Here is a 19,712-nt window from a genome sequence, read left to right on the forward strand (position 1 = left end):
TACAAATAGACTTATAAAGCCTTTAGATCTTTTATAGTTTTAAAGGCTACATCTACCTGCTCATCATTTACTAAAATAGTAAACTCATTGGTTGTAGAAATCACCTCAAAAAGTACAATACCTTCCCAAGCTAAACGCTGAAAAATAAAATAATAAATACCAGGAACTGATACATTCTCTGCTGGTAATTTTACAGTAATAGAAGATAAATTTTCTGCTTTTTGGGTACATCTTTCGTGCTTAAACAACTCTTCTACTGTATTATCTAAAGTATTATTTACCACAATATTAAGCTCATTTACTCCTCTAGAAGAAGTATAAAAAACATCTTTATTTTTGTTAACTTCTCTAATTAGCTTTGTTTGGTTATCTAAGATAGAATCAGACAATAAAAAAGTGAAATCTGTTAAAGAAGACCTCACCGTAATTTCTCCTATATTTTTAAGGACTTTTACAATTTTGTGCGTAGCTCTAAACTCTAAATCGTCAGATAACCTTTTTAAAGCCATAACAATAGCTCCGTTTCTAATATCTTTACCTAATTCAGATTCTATTTCTGGCTTAATTATTCTAGATAACGACGTTAAATTAATAATGCTTTGTGCCAAAGCACTTTGTAAAAAAGGTTTCTTTTTAATGTACTCCTCTACTACGGATGATATTGTTTTCATCTTGCTGTTAGTTTAAATTAATTTTTGGTTGTTTGTTTTGCGTGTATTAGAAAAATATTTTTCAGTATAAACGAAAAAAATCATCTTTACATTACAAAATTAACAAATTGTTTTAAATGTAACAATTGTAATATGATAAAAATATGTAGGTTCAATTTTAAAAATGATAAAATGCATCCTTTAAATGCTCAATTTTTAAATTATCTGCATTTTTTAAAATTGTAATAATATCAAATCTAACATCTACATCTAAATCATTATCAGACACATAATGATCTGCAGCCATAACAAGAAGTTTAATTTTTTTAGCGGTTACCGTATCTGCAATATTCTGTAAAGCGTCACTACTTCTAGACTTTACCTCTATAATGGCTAGTGTGCTTTTTTGCTGTGCAATAATATCTACCTCAGCTTTTAGATAACGGTAATTAAGGTGCTTAATAACGTAACCATTGTCCTTTAAAAACTCTACTGCTAGTTTTTCTCCTTCTTTACCAAACTGATTGTGAATACCCATAAAAAAAATTTAACACACAAATTACAGCATTTCATCGAAAAAAAAAGCTTTTCATCATCTAAAACCGCTTAATTTACGTAGGTAATAAAGTTGCTTTGTTAAAATTTTTAACCATTCATATACGGTAATGTATATTTTAACGTTAAAAATAAACACACAACCTAATAACCGATCAATACTAATGCAATAATTATTATGGAATATTTTGTGAATTGCAATTCTGCATCGCTAAACCCCATAGCTGGCTCACTAGACAAACAAAAAGCTGAACATCTTTACAGAAGATTAGGTTTTAGTGCCTCTGCAGACACTATTACAAACGCTGTAGGACAAAATGTGTCTGCATATGTAGATAATTTAATAGCAGAAGCTATTAGTATGCCAGAAATTGCAGCACCTATATGGGCAAATTGGACAGGTGCAGATTATCCTGAGGATGATGACGCTAGAAACCAATTAAGAAATCAACAAAAACAAGAGTTTATAAGTCTATACATAAATGGTTTAGTTACAAATAATTTAAAAGATAGGTTAAGTTTCTTTTGGAGCAACCATTTTGTAACGGAATACAGAAACTATATGGCTCCGCCTCTATTGTATAGGTATGTAGATTGTTTACAACGTAATGCAATAGGCAATTTTAAAGATTTTGTAAGTGAAATTGGCCTTAATGACGCTATGTTATTTTATTTAGATGGTGTATACAATAATGGTAACAACCCTAATGAAAACTATGCGCGTGAGTTGTATGAATTATTTACATTAGGTGAAGGTAACGGCTACACAGAAGAAGATATTATAGAAACAGCTAGAGCCTTAACTGGTTGGGTAGAACGTGGTGAAGAAAGTTATACTCCAATTACTTTTGACCCAACAAAGCATGACACAGGTAGTAAAACCATTTTTGGCCAAACAGACACCTTTGATTATGATGGTGTTATAACTAATTTATTTGACCAAAGAGAAGAAAAAATAAGCTGGTTTATTTGTAAAAAATTATACGAGTTTTTTGTTCACCCAGATTCTGATGACGAAGAAAACAACGGTAATGCAAAACAAATTGTTGACGAATTAGCGGCAGTATTTAGAGGTAGTGGTTTTGAAATAGCAGAAGTGTTAAGAGTGCTATTTAAAAGTGAACATTTTTATGATGACGAAGCTGTTGGTGTAATAATTAAGAGTCCGTTTGATATTTATATAAACCTAATAAACGAAACTAATTTTACGTTTGATGAAGATACAATTGCAAGTGTAGAAAACACATGCAGACTTCTTGGACAAGAAATTTTTAACCCACCAGGAGTAGAAGGTTGGTACAGAGATAGGTATTGGATAAATACTAATTTTATGATTGGCCGCTGGCTATCTGCAGAACTTTATTTGCAAACAGCATACAATGTAAGTTCTGAGCAATTTAGAGATTTTGCTATTTCTGTGACACCTAATGCATCTACAGAAAGTAATCCAGACAGGGTTACCGATGCCATTTTAGATAAATTATTACCAAAAGGTATTGCTGCAGACGAGCTACAAAATGCATATGATGTATTTAGAGACGATGCACTGGTGCAATATTACGCTCCTCCAGAAGGAGACGGTACCTGGAGCTTATATTACCCAGGTGCAGAAGTATTAGTTTTTCAGCTTATGATGCATATTATTAGACAACCAGAATTCCAATTAAAATAACCATTTATTATGTGCAATACAAATTCTAAAGTACAACATGCAGACAAAGAGGCTCATGACTTAGAGCATAAAAAATGGAACAGACGTTCTTTTTTACAAGCAATGGGGATGGTTGGTTCTGGATCTATGCTACTAGGTAGCAATGTACTTAACGCTTCGGCTACGTCACCTTTATCTACTGCAATTGCAGATGCAGAGTCAGACGGTAAAGTTTTAGTTTTAATAAGACTTGCAGGTGGTAATGACGGTTTAAGTACTGTTATACCAATAGAGCAATATGATACTTATGCAAATGCAAGACCTAATATATACATACCAGAAAGTAAGGTTTTAAAATTAACCGATAATTTTGGTGTTCCATCATACATGACCTCTTTAGAGCGTATGTGGGGAGAAGGTCAGTTTAAAGCAGTTCATGGCGTAGGTTATGAAGGTCAGAGTTTATCTCATTTTACAGGATCAGATATTTTTGCAAATACCGATTTAACAACCACTGGTTTTTCTGGTGAAAAAACAGGTTGGATGGGTAGACATTTTGAAGAATTATATCAAGATTATTTAATTAACCCGCCAGAAGCTCCTGCCGCTATCCAAATAGGACAATATGGTAGCTTGGTTTTTCAGGGAGAAGAAACAAATTATGCATTTGTAACAAGTAACATTAACCAACTAGAGCGTATTGCAGAAACAGGTAACCAATATGAAATAGCTGACGAAACTATTTTTGGCGATTGTATGTATGGTGACCAAATTAAGTTTTTAAGAGGTGTTGCTAATACTACTTATGAGTATTCTGGTAAAATACATGAGGCTTATGAACGTGGTGAAGCTTTAGGTTGCGGTATTGAATACCAAGACAATAGTTTTGCACGACAATTAGCTGTATTAGCCAAGCTAATAAAAGGTGGCTTAGGCACAAAAGTATATATGATTTCTATGGGTGGTTTTGACACGCACGGAAATCAGCCATTAGTACATGAACGCTTAATGACAAATTTATCTGTTGCCGTAAGCGATTTTTACCAAGACTTAGCCTGTACAGAGCAAGATGACAAGGTTTTAAGTATGACCTTTTCTGAGTTTGGACGTAGAATATACGAAAACGGATCTAACGGTACAGATCATGGTAAAGCAAGTCCTACACTATTCTTTGGTTCTGCGTTAAATGGTAGTGCATTTGTTGGTGATCATCCATCATTAGAGGATCCTAATGAAAGAGGTAACCTAGAGTATACAATGGATTTTAGAGATTTATACGGCACTGTTTTAGCAGAATGGTTATGTGTACCTAGAGAAGCTGTAGAAAGACATTTATTAGGGCGCACTTATGTGCCAGTAGATTTAGGTTTTAGTTGTAGTGGAGAAGATTTTCCAGATATTGCTATTGATGATGAAACTCCTGTTTTACCTGGACCACCAGACGGAGGAACAGATCCTACAGAACCAGACCCTGTAATAGAAAATATGGTAGTTCACAAACCATATTACCCTACAAAAGGAAACCCAACAATACATTTAGAAATGCCATTTACGGCACACGTAGATATTCAAATTTATAACATTTTAGGACAAAACATAGGCACAGTATACAATGCTATGACTACAGAAGGCTCTCAAGAAATTAACATTAGAGAACGCCTACCTGTAAACCTTGCCACAGGTAAATACATTTACAGAATAAGTGTTCAAGATCAAAAAATGAGCAAATCTGTAATGGTATCTTAATCAGTTTACATTACAATTAATATTACATTAAAGCACCTATTATTTAATTTAGGTGCTTTTTTTATGTCAATTTAGTATTGTTCTTTTTTGTTTTAAAATCTAACTCCTTTTTAACTCTAGAATTTTTGTTTTTATACACACGTGTAATATCATCTTCAGACTTAGGAGTATCTTTTATAGCATCTAAATCTACAGATTTTAAAACATCTTTACGTACTGGCTTACCACTCATAACTTTATCTTTTTTATACAATTACAACTAAAAAATACAGCTTATATTTTAAATAATCGTTGTATTGCGCTAGTTTTTAAAAGTAGCTAGTGGTTGTAACACGCATTTATTTCTATCTTTTCTTTAGTACTGCTTGCTAAAAATGTATTTTTGCAGCTTAATTCAATTTTAATGGCACAACAAACAAAAACACCAAGTAGATATACAATTACAGCAGCGTTACCTTACACAAACGGACCAATACATATTGGCCATTTGGCAGGTGTATATGTTCCTGCAGATATTTATGCACGTTATTTAAGAGGCATCAATAAAGATGTTGCCTTTGTTTGTGGTAGTGATGAGCACGGTGTTGCTATTTCTATGAAAGCCAAAAAGGAAGGCATTACACCTAAACAGGTTATAGATAAATACCACGCAATCATTAAAAAATCTTTTTTAGATTTTGGAATTACTTTTGATAATTACTCGCGCACATCTGCACAAGTACACCATGATACAGCTTCTGAGTTTTTTAAGAATTTGTATGACAAAGGTGATTTTATAGAAGAAACTACAGAACAATTATATGATGCAGAAGCTAAACAGTTTTTGGCAGATAGGTTTGTAATTGGTACGTGTCCAAAATGTGGCCATGAAGAAGCTTATGGAGACCAATGTGAAAACTGTGGATCTACATTAAGTGCTACCGAATTAATAAATCCTAAATCTACAGTATCTGGTGCTGTACCTACTTTAAAAGAAACAAAACACTGGTTTTTACCGTTAGATAGGTATGAGGACTTTTTAAAAGAATGGATTTTAGAAGGCCATAAAAACGATTGGAAACCTAATGTTTACGGACAATGTAAATCTTGGATAGATGATGGTTTAAAACCACGTGCTGTAACCAGAGATTTAGACTGGGGAATTCCTGTTCCGGTACCAGGTGGTGAGGGCAAAGTACTTTATGTTTGGTTTGATGCGCCTATTGGTTACATCTCATCTACCAAAGAATGGGCTGCACGCGAGGGCAAAGATTGGGAGCCATATTGGAAAGATGAAAACACAAAAATGCTTCACTTTATAGGTAAAGATAATATTGTTTTTCACTGTATTATTTTCCCTAGTATGCTAAAAGCACACGGAGATTTTATTCTACCTGAAAACGTACCTGCAAATGAATTTTTAAATTTAGAAGGCAATAAGTTATCAACCTCTAAAAACTGGGCCGTTTGGTTGCATGAGTATTTAGAAGATTTCCCAGATATGCAAGATGTTTTGCGTTACACACTAACTGCAAACGCTCCAGAAACTAAGGATAACGATTTTACTTGGAAAGATTTTCAGGCACGTAATAATAACGAGTTGGTAGCCATTTTTGGTAATTTTATAAACAGAGTTGTGGTATTAACAAACAAATACTATAATGGTGTTTTACCTACTCCTGCTACATTTTCTGAAATAGATAAAGCTACTTTAGAAGAAGTAAAAAAATACCCAGAAATAATTTCTAGTTCTTTAGAGCGCTATAGATTTAGAGAAGCCGGACAAGAATTAATGAATTTAGCTAGACTTGGTAACAAGTACTTAGCAGATGAAGAACCTTGGAAAGTTATTAAGCAAGATGAGGAACGTGTAAAAACCATAATGTATGTTGCTTTACAAATAGCATCTGCATTGGCTGTACTAAGTGAGCCATTTTTACCTTTTACATCGGCTAAACTTAAAAACATTTTAAATGTAAGTGCTGCAAATAATAACGTAGAATGGAATACTATTGCTACCCAAGACGTATTATTACCAGCCGGACATACAATTAACAAAGCAGAATTGTTGTTTAGAAAAGTAGAAGACAAAGAAATTGAAGCTCAACTAGCAAAGCTAGAAGCAACAAAAAAAGCAAACTTACAAATGAGCAAAGAAGTAGCTGCACAAAAAGACACCATTACTTTTGACGATTTTACAAAGTTAGATATGCGTGTTGGTACCATTATAGAAGCAGAAAAAATGGCTAAAGCAAAAAAGCTATTGGTTTTAAAGGTAGATACTGGTTTAGATACCCGCACCATAGTTTCTGGTATTGCAGAAAGCTTTACTCCTGAAGAAATTGTAGGCAAAAAAGTTACTGTTTTAGTAAACCTAGCTCCAAGAGCTTTACGCGGTGTAGAGAGTGAAGGAATGATTTTAATGACAGAAAATGCAGACGGAAAATTAGTTTTTGTGAACCCAGATGAAGATGGTGTAAATAGTGGCGAAACAATAAATTAATTTTGTAATTTTATAAAAAGAAGAAAATTATGTTATCAAAAAATATAGAAAAAGCACTTAACAATCAGATAAAAATAGAAGCAGAATCTTCTCAGATTTATTTAGCTATGGCTTGTTGGGCAGAGGTAAAAGGTCTTGAGGGTGTTGCTGGTTTTATGTACGACCAGTCTAATGAAGAGCGAGACCATATGCTAAAACTTGTTAAATTTGTTAATGAACGTGGCGGACACGCACAAATTTCTGAGCTTGCCGCACCTAACGTAACCTTTAATTCTTTTAAAGAAATGTTCGAAAAATTATTTGAACATGAAGTGTTTGTTTCTAATAGTATTAATGAGCTAGTACACATTACCTTACAAGAAAAAGATTATGCTACACATAACTTTTTACAATGGTACGTATCAGAACAAATAGAGGAAGAAGCTATGGCACGTACTATTTTAGACAAAATAAACCTTATTGGAGATGATAAAGGTGGTTTGTATTTGTTTGATAGAGATATACAGCAACTAACAGTGTCTACAGCCTCTACAGAAGATCCACAATAAGTTTAACAAAATAATTTTATTTAGATTAATTTAAAATAACTACTTTTGCCGTACTATTTTTAGGCATAAGTAGTTATGGGCAAAAAAAAGGATAAGAAAAAAGAAAAAAAAGCATTAAAAAAATTGCTAAAAGCAACTCCTAAAGTTGCAGATAAGGTAAAAAGCAAATGCTGTAAAAAATATAAGAAATCTGAAAACAAGCGTTGTAAAAAATGTCCTTGTTTTGATTTGCTTAAAAAAGTAGCCTAAGACTACGCACTTCATCTAATTTACAGTTTTTTTCACACCTAGTTAATACAACATCTAGTATCTTTACATAGTATTTGGACTACAAATTTATTGCATTATCATTTTATGCAAATGAGTTACTGTGTGGTCTAAAAAAACAGTTATTTCGTATATACATAAATCAAAATAAATTATGAAACAGTTAATAGTACTACTACTTGCAGTAAGTTTAGTTTCTTGCGGAGCATCAAAAACCGTTAGAACATCAAAAAAAGTAATTAAAGGAGAATGGACACTTAGCAACATATCTTATAGTGAAGCTGGTGAATACAATGTTACGCTTTTAAACGATGTATCTAAGGAATGCTTTCAAGGTAGTTCTTGGTCTTTTATACCTAACAACAATACTGGTAAGTATAGCATAAACAATGCAAATTGTGCTACAGGAGAACGTAACTTTATTTTTACAATTCAAGAAATTGATGAAACTACTGGCTTGTACGACTTTTTAATTAAGCCTACAGACGCAAAAGGTAAAAGTCAAAACAACGTAGGGTTTAGGTTATCACTTGCATTGTTAACAGAGTCTAACATGACCTGGACACAAACTTTATCTGTAGATGGCAAACCATTTACAATTACAATGAACTTTACCAAAGCAGATTGGTAAAAAAAACACAACCCATTAATTATTAAATAATTTAAAATTAACACATGAAAACAACAATAAAAAAAATAACAATAGGTGTATTTGCATTACTATTAATGGTAAATTTTACAAGTTGTGATGCTGTACAAAACGCAAACAACAAACAAAAAGGTGGTGCAATTGGTGCTGCTGGTGGTGCAATTTTAGGTGCTATAATTGGTAACAATGTAGGCAAAGGAGGCAATGGCGAGCTAGGTGCAGTTATTGGTGGTGTTGTTGGTGGTGGTGCTGGTGTGCTTATTGGTAATAGAATGGATAAGCAAGCACAAAAAATTGAAGAAGAAATTCCGGGTGCACAAGTAGAGCGTGTAGATGATGGTATTGTTGTAACTTTTGATGAAAACAGTGGTGTATTTTTTGACACAGCTAAATACAACATTAACGGTGCTTCTAAAACATCTTTAGATAAATTAGCTAATGTATTTATAGAGTATCCAGATACCAATATTTTGGTTGTAGGCCATACAGATAGTTCTGGTGCTGCAGATTACAACATGACGTTATCTAAAAACAGAGCAAACGCAGTAACATCATACTTAACAGCTAAAGGAATTGCTGCTAGTAGATTTACTACAGAGTGGTTTGGAGAAGAAAAACCAACACATGATAACAGTACACCAGAAGGTAGAGCAAAAAACAGAAGAGTAAACGTTGCTATTTTACCTAACGAGAAAATGATAAATGATGCTAAAATGCAGTCTGGCGAAAACTAGAAAAATTATAGCACAGAAATTCGATTAAATCAATTGAGTTAAATATATTAGAGACCTTATAAAACTAAATTTATAAGGTCTTTTTTAATGATAAAATATATACTTAAACACACGCAGTTACCAGAACTAAGTGTAAAAAATACTATAGAGCTTTTAAATCAAGATTGTACCATACCGTTTATATCTAGATACCGTAAAGAAAAAACAGGAAATTTAGACGAGGTACAAATTGGTGCTATTGTTACCTACAAAGCTCAGTTTGAAGCCTTAGAAAAAAGAAAAGCAGCAATACTAAAAGCGTTGCAAGAACAAGATGTTTTAACGCCAGAACTACAAACAAAAATTGCTGCCACAGACAACCTTACTACTTTAGAAGATATTTACCTTCCGTTTAAGAAAAAGCGTAAGACAAAAGCTGAAACCGCTATTAAAAACGGTTTAGAGCCTTTGGCTAAAATAATAATGGCACAGCGTAATGATGAAATTGAATATACAGCCTCTAGATACCTAAATGATGTTATTATTAATGAAGATTTGGCGTTAGAAGGAGCCAGACATATTATATCTGAATGGATTAATGAGCGTACAGATATTAGAAACGGCATACGCCACCAGCTTGAAAACTACGCCCTAATTACAACCAAAGTTATTGGCACTAAAAAAGATGACGAAAAAGCCCAGAAGTTTAGAGATTATTTTGATTGGAGCGAGGCTTTAAAACGTTGCCCATCACACAGGTTACTTGCCATTTTAAGAGCAGAAAAAGAAGGTTTTATTAGGGTTAAAATAGAAATAGACAATGATAGAGCTTTAGATAAAATTGAAAACCGAATTATAAAAAGTAACAATGCCTGTGCACAGCAAATAGAGCTTGCTATACAAGATGCTTACAAAAGACTACTTCTCCCCTCTTTGTCTAACGAGCTTTTAAAAAATGCGAAAGAAAAAGCAGATGCAGATGCAATAGCTGTTTTCTCTAAAAATTTAAAACAATTACTATTAGGTTCTCCTTTAGGCGAAAAAAGAATATTAGCCTTAGATCCTGGTTTTAGAACCGGTTGCAAATTGGTGTGTTTAGATGCCCAAGGAGATTTGTTGCATAATGAAACCATTTATCCGCATGCACCACAAAACAAAAGCACAGAAGCAATTAAAAAAATTAGTTCTTTAGCAGATGCATATAAAATTGAAGCCATAGCAATAGGTAACGGTACAGCCTCTAGAGAAACAGAGCAATTGGTTAAACGCATACAATTTAAAAACCCATTAGAAGTTTTTGTGGTTAGCGAAGCAGGCGCATCTATATACTCGGCTTCTAAAATTGCTAGAGATGAGTTTCCTAATTATGATGTTACTGTGCGTGGCGCAGTTTCTATTGGGCGTAGACTTGCAGATCCGTTAGCAGAATTGGTAAAAATAGATGCAAAATCTATAGGTGTTGGGCAATACCAACATGATGTAGACCAAAGCAAACTAAAACAATCTTTAGACACCGTTGTAGAGAGTTGTGTAAATGCGGTTGGTGTAAATATAAACACCGCAAGTACATCTTTACTAAGTTATGTATCTGGTATTGGACCAAAATTAGCCGAAAACATTGTAAACTACCGAAACGAAAATGGTGCTTTTACAAGCAGAACAGCCATAAAAAAAGTACCGCGTTTGGGCGGAAAAGCATTTGAGCAAGGTGCTGCTTTTTTACGCATAAAAAATGCCAAAAACCCGTTAGACGATTCTGCCGTACACCCAGAGAGTTACAGCATAGTACAACAAATAACTAAAGATACCAAAGTACCTATTGAAGAGTTAATTGGCAATAAAGAGGTTTTGCAAAAAATAGACCTACAAAAATACTGTACAGACACTGTTGGTTTACCAACATTGCAAGACATTGTTAAGGAGCTAGAAAAGCCTGGTTTGGATATTAGAGAAAAAGCCAAAGTATTTTCTTTTAACCAAAACATACGGTCTATAACAGACCTTGTTGCTGGACAGTTATTACCAGGTATAGTTAACAATATTACCAATTTTGGTTGTTTTGTAGATGTTGGTATTAAGGAAAGTGGCTTAATACACATATCTAACCTGGCAGACACTTTTGTAAAAGACGTAAATGAGCACGTAAGCCTACACCAACAAATAGTGGTAAAAGTATTAGAGGTAGACGTTGCCCGTAAGCGCATACAACTAGCTTTTCATAAAAATATGTAATACTAAAAAAGGCTTTCTAAACCAGTATAGAAAGCCTTTTTAGTTTATGGTTAGTGTTTAGGTTACATTACCCTTTACCAAGCATTAAAATCTCGTTACAATTCACCTCTGTACTATATCTTTTTTCGCCTTCTTTGGTCTCGTAAGACCTGTTAACCAATTTGCCCTCTAAAGCAATTTCTTTTCCTTTGGTTAAATAGTTTTCTACAATTTCTGCAGTTTTTCCCCAAGCAACAACATTGTGCCATTGGGTATCTGTTATTTTTTCGCCAGCAGCGTTTTTGTACGTCTCATTAGTAGCTATAGAAAAGCGTGCAAGCTTTTTACCGCCATCTAAGTTTATAATTTCTGGATCGTTACCTAAGTTACCAATTAACTGTACTCTGTTTTTAAGTGCGTTCATAATTTGTGTGTTTTAATGTTTAACAGTTACTACTACCAAAGCACTATTGCAATGGCACTGCAAACCTAAAACCGTAACCAAACTTTATACGGTTACAAAGCGCTTACTTTCGGTTGTAAATATTTGTAGTCGTTTAAAAATGATTAAAAAGTTCCTAAATAAAAATACAAAACGGAGTATAATTAATGCATTTTACACACAAAATTGGGCTAATTACACATTTCCGTAATTGTAGTACAGAAAATAATTATAAATTGTGGGAAAAATAACAGCCAAAAATGTAAAATGTGCGTTTATTCACCCATATTGGCGGAATAAACGCAATACATTGCGTTTACTAACTAGTTATGTGTGATTAAAAAACCAAACTATGAGAAAACTAATTTATATTCTGACATTATTTACTTTTGGTAATATTTACGCCCAATCCAATATAAAAGTCAACGAAAAAGCACCAAAAATAAATATTACGAATTGGATTGAGAATATTCCAAATGACAAAAATTTGAATGATAAATACATAGTTCTCGAATTTTGGGCAACTTGGTGTGGACCTTGTATAGCAGCGGTTCCACATATGAATGAAATCCAAAAGGAGTTTAATCAAAAAGACCTTTATTACATTTCAATAACAGACGAATCAGTTGCAAAAGTTGAAAGAAGCCTAAAGCGAATCGAATTTAAGTCAATCGTGGTTACGGATTTGACGAAGGAAACTCAAATTAGCTTTGGAGATGGCATCAAAGGATTAGAAGAATATCCTTTAACAGTTTTAATAGATAAAAGTGGTACTATAAAATGGATAGGAGAGCCAAAAAATCTAAATTCTGCGATTATGTCAAAATTCCTTTCTAACGGGAATACAGAAAATACAGATTTCGATTTAAAGAAAAATGTAAGTTTCAAAGAACAAAAACAAACATTTGACTTTAAAGAATTGATGAGTAATAAAGAAGTTAAGTATTATTTTGAACTTCAAGAAACAGAAAGTACAGAAACATCTAAACAAGCAATCGGAACAAGCATTATAACATTGAAATCCTATAAATTGGCAGATATTTATAATGATATTTTAAATATTAAAAATGACCAATTAGAATTACCTGAGACAATAAAAGATAAACGTTTCGACCTAATTTATAAAAATACAGAAGAACCTAAAAATCTGAATTTTTTAGAAAATGACATTTTAAAAAAACTGAATTTAAAAAAGCAAACGGTCTTTAAAACTACAAAAGTAAATCTTGTTTCAATTCAAGACAAATCGCTTTTAGAAGAAACTTTCGAAAAAAGATTTTCAGCTAAATCTGACGCAGATGACAAAATAGTATTTACTGCATATACAATAAATAATACACTTGTTGAATTATCAAATGTTTCTTCTGTATCGTTTAAATTCAATGGTAAAAATGAAACAAAGTATGATTTTATAATCGGCATTAAATCTAAAAATGACATTATTAGCAGTCTGAAATCTTATGGATTAACCGTAGAAGAAAAAGATATAAAAATTGAACATATAAAATTGATTAGCGAAAAATAACCACACATAACACCGTGTATAATTAATTGCTATATTCTTCCCTACTTGTGAATATTCCGCCGGAATATTCACGGGTTCGTAAATGTTTATTAACTTAGTTGCTTAACCACGCAACTAACCATACACGTATTCCAAGATCAAATCCTAGTAATTTCTCATTAAATTTTAAGCTGCATATTGATTTAGGGCAACATATGGAGTGCCTCTTTTTACAACTGAAAACACTCTCGCTAATAATTTGTTCCTAACATTGTTTAGTGCTATCATTTTTGGTTTTCCTTCCTTTACTTTCCGTTTATAATATAATCTTAATTCTGGGTCATGTTGTATTGCTGATATACTTGCCATACTCAGTAAACTTTTCATTTTCCTATCTCCTAAATAATGACATTTTTTACGTCTATGAATACTTGTTCCTGAACTATATTCGTATGGAGCTAAACCGCAATAGCTTGAGAATTTTCGCCAGCTAGAAAAGCGTTTGAAGTTTTCAGTATGATATAATAATTGACACGCAACAACAAAACCTATTCCTCTTATAGAGAGTAACAATTTATAGTTTGAAGAAAGTGACTCATCTTCTTTTAATAGAGAATCCATTCTAGATTCAATGCTCTTAATTTGTTTGCTTAAATTTTCTATACTCCTTCTTAAAACAATACAGCTAGTATCTGTAGATGGACTGCTTAAAAGCTGCTCTATCTCTTTTAAAGTGCCTAACAATCCTGCTCTATTTCTAACTAATTGATCTCGCAAGCCTATAAGTCTACCTAACTCTTGATAAACAACACTTTTTAATTCACTAGAAACCAATTCTTCTCGATGGATCCAAGCATATCTAGCTATAATCTCGGAATCAATCTTATCTGTTTTTTCTCTAACTAAACCTGATGAACGTTTAATTTTAATAGGGCTTTCTTCCACATATGCAATTCCTTTATAACTTAGGTAACTTGCGAGTTTTAAAGAATAATTTCCTGTATTCTCAAAACAGTAAAAAACAGAAACGCCTTTGGTTTGCTTTGTTACCCAATTTAACATAGATTGAAACCCCTTAACATCATTAGTGAAAACACGGTGTTTCATTGATAAGTGGCAACTTGCATCTATTGTTTTTTTTGATACATCGATACCTACTACTTCTTCATAATTTTTCATACTTTTATATTTAGCTATTAAAATTATGTCGCATAAACTATTTCCTTTAACGGGTTCTGGTAACCTAGTATTCCAATTGGTTCTATGCAACAGTTAAGAAGAAAGAGGACTAGTACGTGTAATAAGTCGTTAACTTGAAGACCGTTTTAGTTCTCCTCTTTTCTTCTATTAAATTAATAAATCAAAATAAAGAAAACCGTTGTGGGTAATTTGACAAAACCGAAATGCAAGAATCAAAAAGACTGAATTTTTTAAAATCTTACCTCAAGCTATACGGAGTTGAGAAAATTAAATTGACAAACGAAACGGTTGACTCAATAAGCGGAATTGCAATCTATGATGAAAATGACCCAGAAGAACGACAGGAATTTATTTGGCATAAATCTGAAATGGAAATTCCTTCACCTGAATTGAACATTCTGATTGAAAAAATTGTAGCGGAAAAATGGCATAACGGAGATAAAATTTCAGAACATATTGAGGAATTGGAATTTGAAGAATTTGACAACTCGACTAAAGAAAAAATTTTGACGGAACTTTTTGATGTCCGAATTAGAATGGTTGACGACGGAGAGGAAACTGACTCTTATTGGGTTCATTACTGATTGAAAAGCTGGATAAGAAAAATAAAAAACTACCCACAACAATGTATAACCGCAATTACGGCGGATTCGACTACGTCCGAATCCACTCACAATTGCTAAAGCCTGTGATAAGCCGAAAAACATTAACTTTAATCCCGTAACTTCGGTTATACCTACCGTTAGCTACAATTAAAAAAACAAAATCAACCTTTGGAATATACTTACAAAAACCCACTAAGTATTACTAGTCAATTTAGTTTCTGTGGATTACCATTTCGATTAGACACTTATGCTGGCTGTGCTATTGGTTGTAGATATTGTTTCGCTAGAATTAGAGGCGGAAATATTGAATCTAAAAAAATCAAAACAGCAAATCCTGAATCGATAATTACACGTTTTAAAAATGGAATAAAAAATGAAAATTCTGGAATTATTTCAGAGTTTATAAAAAACAGAAAACCTGTACATTTTGGAGGAATGAGTGACCCATTCCAATCTATAGAAAAGACTTACGGTTCTTCTTACAAAGTCCTTGAATATTTAAAAACTATTGACTATCCTGTAGTTATTAGTACTAAGTCTGATTTAATTGGAACTGATAAATATTTAGAATTATTTAAAAATTATAAAAGTCTAGTAATCCAAATTTCAATTTCTACACTAAACCCTACTAACTCTAAAATCTTAGAACCTAATTCTCCTAATCCTAAAAAACTTCTTGATTGTATTAGCCTTTTGCAACAAAATCAAATAAATGTTACCTTAAGATGGCAACCCTACATATTAGAAGTTAGTGATGATATCAATTATTTTGTTAAACAAATAATAAAAACTGGAATCAAACATATAGGATTTGAGCACTTAAAACTACCTATAGAAAAAAACTCGGATATTGAAGAGAAATTTAAAAGTATAACTGGGAAAAGTATTTATAAAATATATAAAGAAAAAGGAGCTATAATAAATGGGAGAGAATACATTCTACCAATTGAAGAAAAACTAAAAAATATAAATAAATTAAAAGACGCGTTAGAAGGTACAAATATTAGTTTAGGTCTTGCAGATAATGAATTTCAATATCTATCAACTTATAGTTGTTGTTGCAGTGGTGTAGACATCTTTGAAGGTTTTGAAAATTGGTATAAGCCACAAATATCTTATGCTATTCGCAAATCATATTTAAACAATGAAAGTGAAATCCGATTAGATAGTATTAAAGATGAATGGGATTCAAGTGGTTCTATTGATAAATATATGAATTCAAAAAGTAGGATTCAAAAACAAGAAAACCCTAATACTATGTTTGATTATATTAGAACAAGATGGAATGATTTAAACTCCTCTTTCAATCCTTCAAAATATTATAATGTAGAATATGCTAATAAGATAGATTCAGATGGAAATAAAATTTTTAAATTTGTTAAAGAAAAGATATAACATAATGAAGGATAAAATATTAAACTGGCAATGGTTTAGAGACTTCTTTAATATTACAATATTCAAGTACTTTGTTACTTGGTTTGCATTGGTCCCTATTTTTGCTAAACTATCAGAATACTTGCCAAAAGAAATAAAAATACAATTAAGTCAAAGTGACTCTTATATCGTTAACCTAGAATTACCTTTTAAATGGGAAATACTTTGGGTTTCATCTCTTTCTTTTGTTATCGCTTATTTATTATATTTAATTTTTGCACCAACCTTTGTAAAAAGGTATTTTTCTTTAAAAGATTATAAAGAGTATGAACACTCACCTCGATGGATTGTTTGGGAATCTCAAAAACTTATTAAAAGCAAGTATGTAGACATAGATAAATTTGTAGGAAGAATGGCAAAAAAAGAATATGTTAAAAAGGCGAATAACATACCTGAGTTTAATGATAAAAAAGTTATTGTTGATAACAAGCAAACTTATTTGATGTTTAAATATAAAGATGAACAATACAAATTTTCGATGCCAATTTTAAGTGATAATCAAGAAAATCAGACATTAACGGAAATTGCAGTCAGAGAAATTTTTTGGGAAATTTTTGCTAGATTTTCAGCATCAAAATTTGGTGTAAGATTTGTAATTCAAGCATTATTAATAATTTCTTTAATAACATTTGCTTTTCCTTTTATAGAAAGTATAATTTCTGGATTTCAATATTTGCTAAAATAACTGTAGCTAACACCGTATATAATTTATTGCTAGTTCTAGCCTACTTACGAAAATCCTCGCGGATTTTCTATTCGGTTTGTATTTGCTAAATTTAGTGCTTAAAACACGCAACAAACCATATACAAACACGTTAGCAATAATATGAAAATAAACCTTGAAAATTGGAATTTAGACACTATTCCCACTATATTTATTTGTGTGTTTTTACCACTTTTTTATACTTTTCTTATTGGCTATTTATAACTGGAATTATAGGGACAATTAGAATGCTAAACAGTAAAAAATGGAAACCAATAATCGGAAAAATTATTGATTCTGAGATTAGGTTTAAGAAATTTGGAGGTGATTCAGAAACTCCAGTTAGCTTTAAATTTGTTATAAAAAAAACCTATTCATACACAATCAACGGAAAAGAATATGAATCAAATCAAACTCTAGCATCAGACTCATTGTACCAAAAAGAATTTAAACCAATGTCTAAATTCCCTAAACAATATGGAGATTACCAAACTAACCCTAATTATCTGAAGGTGGAAGAGAATATAAAACGTTTAATTGGGAAACCGATTACTGTCTATTTTAATCCAAAAAAACCAAAAATAGCGTGTTTAGAAAATCGATTTGGAAAAGAGATTTTTTTACCGATAATTATGGGATTATTATCTGGTGGCGGATTGACTTATCTAGCATATTATTTATTGAAAATTATAATTGAATAATACTATTGCTAACAATGGCTAAAATTAATACGGATTTTGGTGCTTAATCCAAAAGTTATTGTGTTTAATAATGCCCGCCAAATCTTTTGATTTGGCTTAATAACACAAAAAATTAAAACAAAATATAAAAATTCGGCTCTGTGTTAATCCGAAAATAATCGCTAATTTACACGCTACGATCCATATACAAATACGTTAGCTTTAATTTTGAATCATCTAAAAACAATCTGGCGAAACCCTGACAAAACTTTTGAATCTGTTCTCAACGGAGAAAACGATTTAAAATGGACAATAGGTTTCTTCGTAATAAATGGAATAGTTCCCTGCGCACTTATCTTAAGGAGTTTTGATTTATTCAAACTTGAAAACAACACGGAATTTTACCAAACATTAGGTCTAGTCTTTGTGGTCGGTTCTATTTTGGGAATTGGAATTGGATTAATACTAGCTGCCATCTTAAAGGTAGCAGACAGTGAAATCGAATGGACCGAAATCTTCAAAGTTCTGACTTGGGCTTCAGCCCCTCTACTTATAGCCGGAATTTTTATGACAATCACGATGGGACTTGGTAGGCTAGCGTTTCACTTAGGTGACTTATCTGCTCCGAGTATTTTGTTCCAATTAATTACTGGAATTTTATTATTCGGAATATTTCCTCTTTATATCTGGAGTACAATACTGATAAACAAGGGACTTAAAAAAATAGGAAATCAGAACAGGAGTTGGACAGTAACATCTTTATTGACTTCAATGATTCCCTTATTGTTAATTTCATATTTGCTAATCAGTATTTTATTAAAAAACTAAAGCTAACAATGCCCATACGCAATACCCTTTGGGATAATGCGCATAGCCAAACCGTTGTGTGTCATGCGAAAATAGGACTCTGACACTAATGACGTAAGAATGACATAATAAAGACGCTATCAAATATGACTATACTGAAATACTTTTACTTCAAATTAAAAAACATATAAAAATGAACAATTTGAATTTAGCACATAGAATAAAAGATTTAAGAAATAGAAAAGGAATATCGCAAGAAAATTTGGCAGAAGAATCTGGTTTAAGCTTAAGAACAATCCAGAGAATTGAAAATAACGAAACTGTTCCTAGAGGAGATACTTTGAAAAGACTATCTATTGCACTAGACACTTCGCCAGATGAAATAGTAGATTGGAAAATACAAGAAGACCAAAACTATTTGACTTTAATGAGTATTTCTGCACTTGGTTTTTTGTTTTTTCCTTTACTTGGAATTATTATTCCTTTGACAATGTGGATTTTTAAAAAAGACAAAGTGAAAAATGTAAATGAACTTGGAAAATCAATGTTGAATTTTCAAATATCTTGGACTTTGTTATTGTTTCTACATTACATATTTATTCTAACTAGAATGTATGTAGGAGCTTTAAGTGAAATATTACCAAATTGGAATTTTGGAATATTTACCATGTTTATTCCTTTAATAATTCTTTACATATTTAATTTTATAGTAACAGTTTATAATACAATTAGAGTTTTTAATAAAAAATCATTTAAATATATACCTGCTTTACGAATTTTAAGATAAAAGTACGCAACACAACACATTATAAAACCAATTGCGGTTTAGTGCTTAATCAAAGGTCGTTGTGTGTTTGTAAAGTCT

The 19,712-nt window shown here is 31.9% G+C and carries 20 protein-coding genes; 15 read left to right on the forward strand and 5 right to left on the reverse strand.

What is annotated here, in order from left to right; translation table 11 throughout:
- Window positions 1-11: 11 nt before the first annotated feature.
- Entirely contained in the window at window positions 12-671 is a 660-nt protein-coding gene (locus JM80_RS01845; protein ID WP_013621306.1) for a hypothetical protein, read from the reverse strand.
- Window positions 672-828: 157 nt separating this feature from the next.
- Entirely contained in the window at window positions 829-1,188 is a 360-nt protein-coding gene (locus JM80_RS01850; protein WP_013621305.1) for a YraN family protein, read from the reverse strand.
- A 195-nt stretch (window positions 1,189-1,383) separates the two neighbouring features.
- Here JM80_RS01850 and JM80_RS01855 point away from each other — a divergent pair, with 195 nt between their 5' ends.
- On the forward strand, window positions 1,384-2,877 hold the full coding sequence (locus JM80_RS01855; RefSeq protein ID WP_144709069.1) for a DUF1800 domain-containing protein: 1,494 nt from the start codon (window positions 1,384-1,386) through the stop codon (window positions 2,875-2,877).
- Window positions 2,878-2,886: 9 nt separating this feature from the next.
- Window positions 2,887-4,602: a DUF1501 domain-containing protein gene (locus tag JM80_RS01860; protein WP_013621303.1), complete on the forward strand. Its 1,716-nt coding sequence runs from the start codon at window positions 2,887-2,889 to the stop codon at window positions 4,600-4,602.
- A gap of 61 nt (window positions 4,603-4,663) precedes the next feature.
- On the opposite strand, the gene JM80_RS16385 is transcribed toward JM80_RS01860, so the two are convergent.
- On the reverse strand, window positions 4,664-4,834 hold the full coding sequence (locus tag JM80_RS16385) for a hypothetical protein (protein ID WP_013621302.1): 171 nt from the start codon (window positions 4,832-4,834) through the stop codon (window positions 4,664-4,666).
- Window positions 4,835-5,005: 171 nt separating this feature from the next.
- Here JM80_RS16385 and metG point away from each other — a divergent pair, with 171 nt between their 5' ends.
- The 6 genes from metG to JM80_RS01885 all read left to right on the forward strand — a co-directional run bounded on the left by metG (window position 5,006) and on the right by JM80_RS01885 (window position 11,493).
- Window positions 5,006-7,084 (forward strand): methionine--tRNA ligase, encoded by a 2,079-nt coding sequence (gene metG / locus JM80_RS01865; RefSeq protein WP_089118434.1) that lies wholly within the window; start codon window positions 5,006-5,008, stop codon window positions 7,082-7,084.
- 29 nt (window positions 7,085-7,113) lie between these two features.
- A complete protein-coding gene (locus JM80_RS01870; protein WP_013621300.1) occupies window positions 7,114-7,632 on the forward strand; it encodes a ferritin in 519 nt (172 codons plus the stop codon).
- Between the two features lie 75 nt (window positions 7,633-7,707).
- Window positions 7,708-7,881, forward strand: coding sequence for a hypothetical protein (locus JM80_RS16390; protein ID WP_013621299.1), 174 nt, complete (start codon window positions 7,708-7,710; stop codon window positions 7,879-7,881).
- A 172-nt stretch (window positions 7,882-8,053) separates the two neighbouring features.
- On the forward strand, window positions 8,054-8,530 hold the full coding sequence (locus JM80_RS01875) for a lipocalin family protein (protein WP_013621298.1): 477 nt from the start codon (window positions 8,054-8,056) through the stop codon (window positions 8,528-8,530).
- 44 nt (window positions 8,531-8,574) lie between these two features.
- Window positions 8,575-9,282 carry an OmpA family protein gene (locus tag JM80_RS01880; protein ID WP_013621297.1) on the forward strand — a complete coding sequence of 236 codons (708 nt, stop codon included), beginning with the start codon at window positions 8,575-8,577 and terminating at the stop codon, window positions 9,280-9,282.
- Window positions 9,283-9,369: 87 nt separating this feature from the next.
- Window positions 9,370-11,493: a Tex family protein gene (locus JM80_RS01885; RefSeq protein ID WP_144709070.1), complete on the forward strand. Its 2,124-nt coding sequence runs from the start codon at window positions 9,370-9,372 to the stop codon at window positions 11,491-11,493.
- 67 nt (window positions 11,494-11,560) lie between these two features.
- On the opposite strand, the gene JM80_RS01890 is transcribed toward JM80_RS01885, so the two are convergent.
- Window positions 11,561-11,896, reverse strand: coding sequence for a single-stranded DNA-binding protein (locus JM80_RS01890; protein WP_034646538.1), 336 nt, complete (start codon window positions 11,894-11,896; stop codon window positions 11,561-11,563).
- Window positions 11,897-12,266: 370 nt separating this feature from the next.
- Between JM80_RS01890 and JM80_RS01895 the strand changes: the two genes are divergently transcribed.
- Window positions 12,267-13,439 (forward strand): TlpA disulfide reductase family protein, encoded by a 1,173-nt coding sequence (locus JM80_RS01895; protein ID WP_144709071.1) that lies wholly within the window; start codon window positions 12,267-12,269, stop codon window positions 13,437-13,439.
- 165 nt (window positions 13,440-13,604) lie between these two features.
- Here the strand turns inward: JM80_RS01895 and JM80_RS01900 are convergent, their stop codons facing one another.
- Window positions 13,605-14,597, reverse strand: a complete 993-nt coding sequence (locus JM80_RS01900; protein WP_038505582.1) for an IS110 family transposase — start codon at window positions 14,595-14,597, stop codon at window positions 13,605-13,607.
- Window positions 14,598-14,821: 224 nt separating this feature from the next.
- On the opposite strand from JM80_RS01900, the gene JM80_RS01905 reads away from it, so the two are divergent.
- The 6 genes from JM80_RS01905 to JM80_RS01930 all read left to right on the forward strand — a co-directional run bounded on the left by JM80_RS01905 (window position 14,822) and on the right by JM80_RS01930 (window position 19,634).
- Window positions 14,822-15,202, forward strand: a complete 381-nt coding sequence (locus JM80_RS01905) for a hypothetical protein (protein WP_144709072.1) — start codon at window positions 14,822-14,824, stop codon at window positions 15,200-15,202.
- A gap of 189 nt (window positions 15,203-15,391) precedes the next feature.
- Entirely contained in the window at window positions 15,392-16,618 is a 1,227-nt protein-coding gene (locus JM80_RS01910) for a radical SAM protein (RefSeq protein ID WP_144709073.1), read from the forward strand.
- 4 nt (window positions 16,619-16,622) lie between these two features.
- Window positions 16,623-17,342 carry a hypothetical protein gene (locus JM80_RS01915; protein WP_144709074.1) on the forward strand — a complete coding sequence of 240 codons (720 nt, stop codon included), beginning with the start codon at window positions 16,623-16,625 and terminating at the stop codon, window positions 17,340-17,342.
- A 161-nt stretch (window positions 17,343-17,503) separates the two neighbouring features.
- A complete protein-coding gene (locus JM80_RS01920) occupies window positions 17,504-18,061 on the forward strand; it encodes a DUF3592 domain-containing protein (RefSeq protein WP_144709075.1) in 558 nt (185 codons plus the stop codon).
- A 207-nt stretch (window positions 18,062-18,268) separates the two neighbouring features.
- A complete protein-coding gene (locus JM80_RS01925) occupies window positions 18,269-18,868 on the forward strand; it encodes a YIP1 family protein (protein ID WP_186439741.1) in 600 nt (199 codons plus the stop codon).
- A 172-nt stretch (window positions 18,869-19,040) separates the two neighbouring features.
- A complete protein-coding gene (locus JM80_RS01930; RefSeq protein WP_144709077.1) occupies window positions 19,041-19,634 on the forward strand; it encodes a helix-turn-helix domain-containing protein in 594 nt (197 codons plus the stop codon).
- Window positions 19,635-19,712 lie beyond the last annotated feature (78 nt).

Origin of the sequence: Cellulophaga sp. RHA_52, from assembly GCF_007827205.1 — a bacterium.
GTDB lineage: Bacteria > Bacteroidota > Bacteroidia > Flavobacteriales > Flavobacteriaceae > Cellulophaga > Cellulophaga lytica.

Coding starts and splice junctions, on each gene's coding strand:
- JM80_RS01900 (WP_038505582.1), bottom strand. CDS start 14,597: ATGAAAAATTATGAAGAAGTAGTAGGTATCGATGTATCAAAAAAAACA.
- JM80_RS16385 (WP_013621302.1), bottom strand. CDS start 4,834: ATGAGTGGTAAGCCAGTACGTAAAGATGTTTTAAAATCTGTAGATTTA.
- JM80_RS01855 (WP_144709069.1), top strand. CDS start 1,384: ATGGAATATTTTGTGAATTGCAATTCTGCATCGCTAAACCCCATAGCT.
- JM80_RS01895 (WP_144709071.1), top strand. CDS start 12,267: ATGAGAAAACTAATTTATATTCTGACATTATTTACTTTTGGTAATATT.
- JM80_RS01905 (WP_144709072.1), top strand. CDS start 14,822: ATGCAAGAATCAAAAAGACTGAATTTTTTAAAATCTTACCTCAAGCTA.
- JM80_RS01860 (WP_013621303.1), top strand. CDS start 2,887: ATGTGCAATACAAATTCTAAAGTACAACATGCAGACAAAGAGGCTCAT.
- metG (WP_089118434.1), top strand. CDS start 5,006: ATGGCACAACAAACAAAAACACCAAGTAGATATACAATTACAGCAGCG.
- JM80_RS01870 (WP_013621300.1), top strand. CDS start 7,114: ATGTTATCAAAAAATATAGAAAAAGCACTTAACAATCAGATAAAAATA.
- JM80_RS01930 (WP_144709077.1), top strand. CDS start 19,041: ATGAACAATTTGAATTTAGCACATAGAATAAAAGATTTAAGAAATAGA.
- JM80_RS01845 (WP_013621306.1), bottom strand. CDS start 671: ATGAAAACAATATCATCCGTAGTAGAGGAGTACATTAAAAAGAAACCT.
- JM80_RS01915 (WP_144709074.1), top strand. CDS start 16,623: ATGAAGGATAAAATATTAAACTGGCAATGGTTTAGAGACTTCTTTAAT.
- JM80_RS01850 (WP_013621305.1), bottom strand. CDS start 1,188: ATGGGTATTCACAATCAGTTTGGTAAAGAAGGAGAAAAACTAGCAGTA.
- JM80_RS01875 (WP_013621298.1), top strand. CDS start 8,054: ATGAAACAGTTAATAGTACTACTACTTGCAGTAAGTTTAGTTTCTTGC.
- JM80_RS01885 (WP_144709070.1), top strand. CDS start 9,370: ATGATAAAATATATACTTAAACACACGCAGTTACCAGAACTAAGTGTA.
- JM80_RS16390 (WP_013621299.1), top strand. CDS start 7,708: ATGGGCAAAAAAAAGGATAAGAAAAAAGAAAAAAAAGCATTAAAAAAA.
- JM80_RS01880 (WP_013621297.1), top strand. CDS start 8,575: ATGAAAACAACAATAAAAAAAATAACAATAGGTGTATTTGCATTACTA.
- JM80_RS01890 (WP_034646538.1), bottom strand. CDS start 11,896: ATGAACGCACTTAAAAACAGAGTACAGTTAATTGGTAACTTAGGTAAC.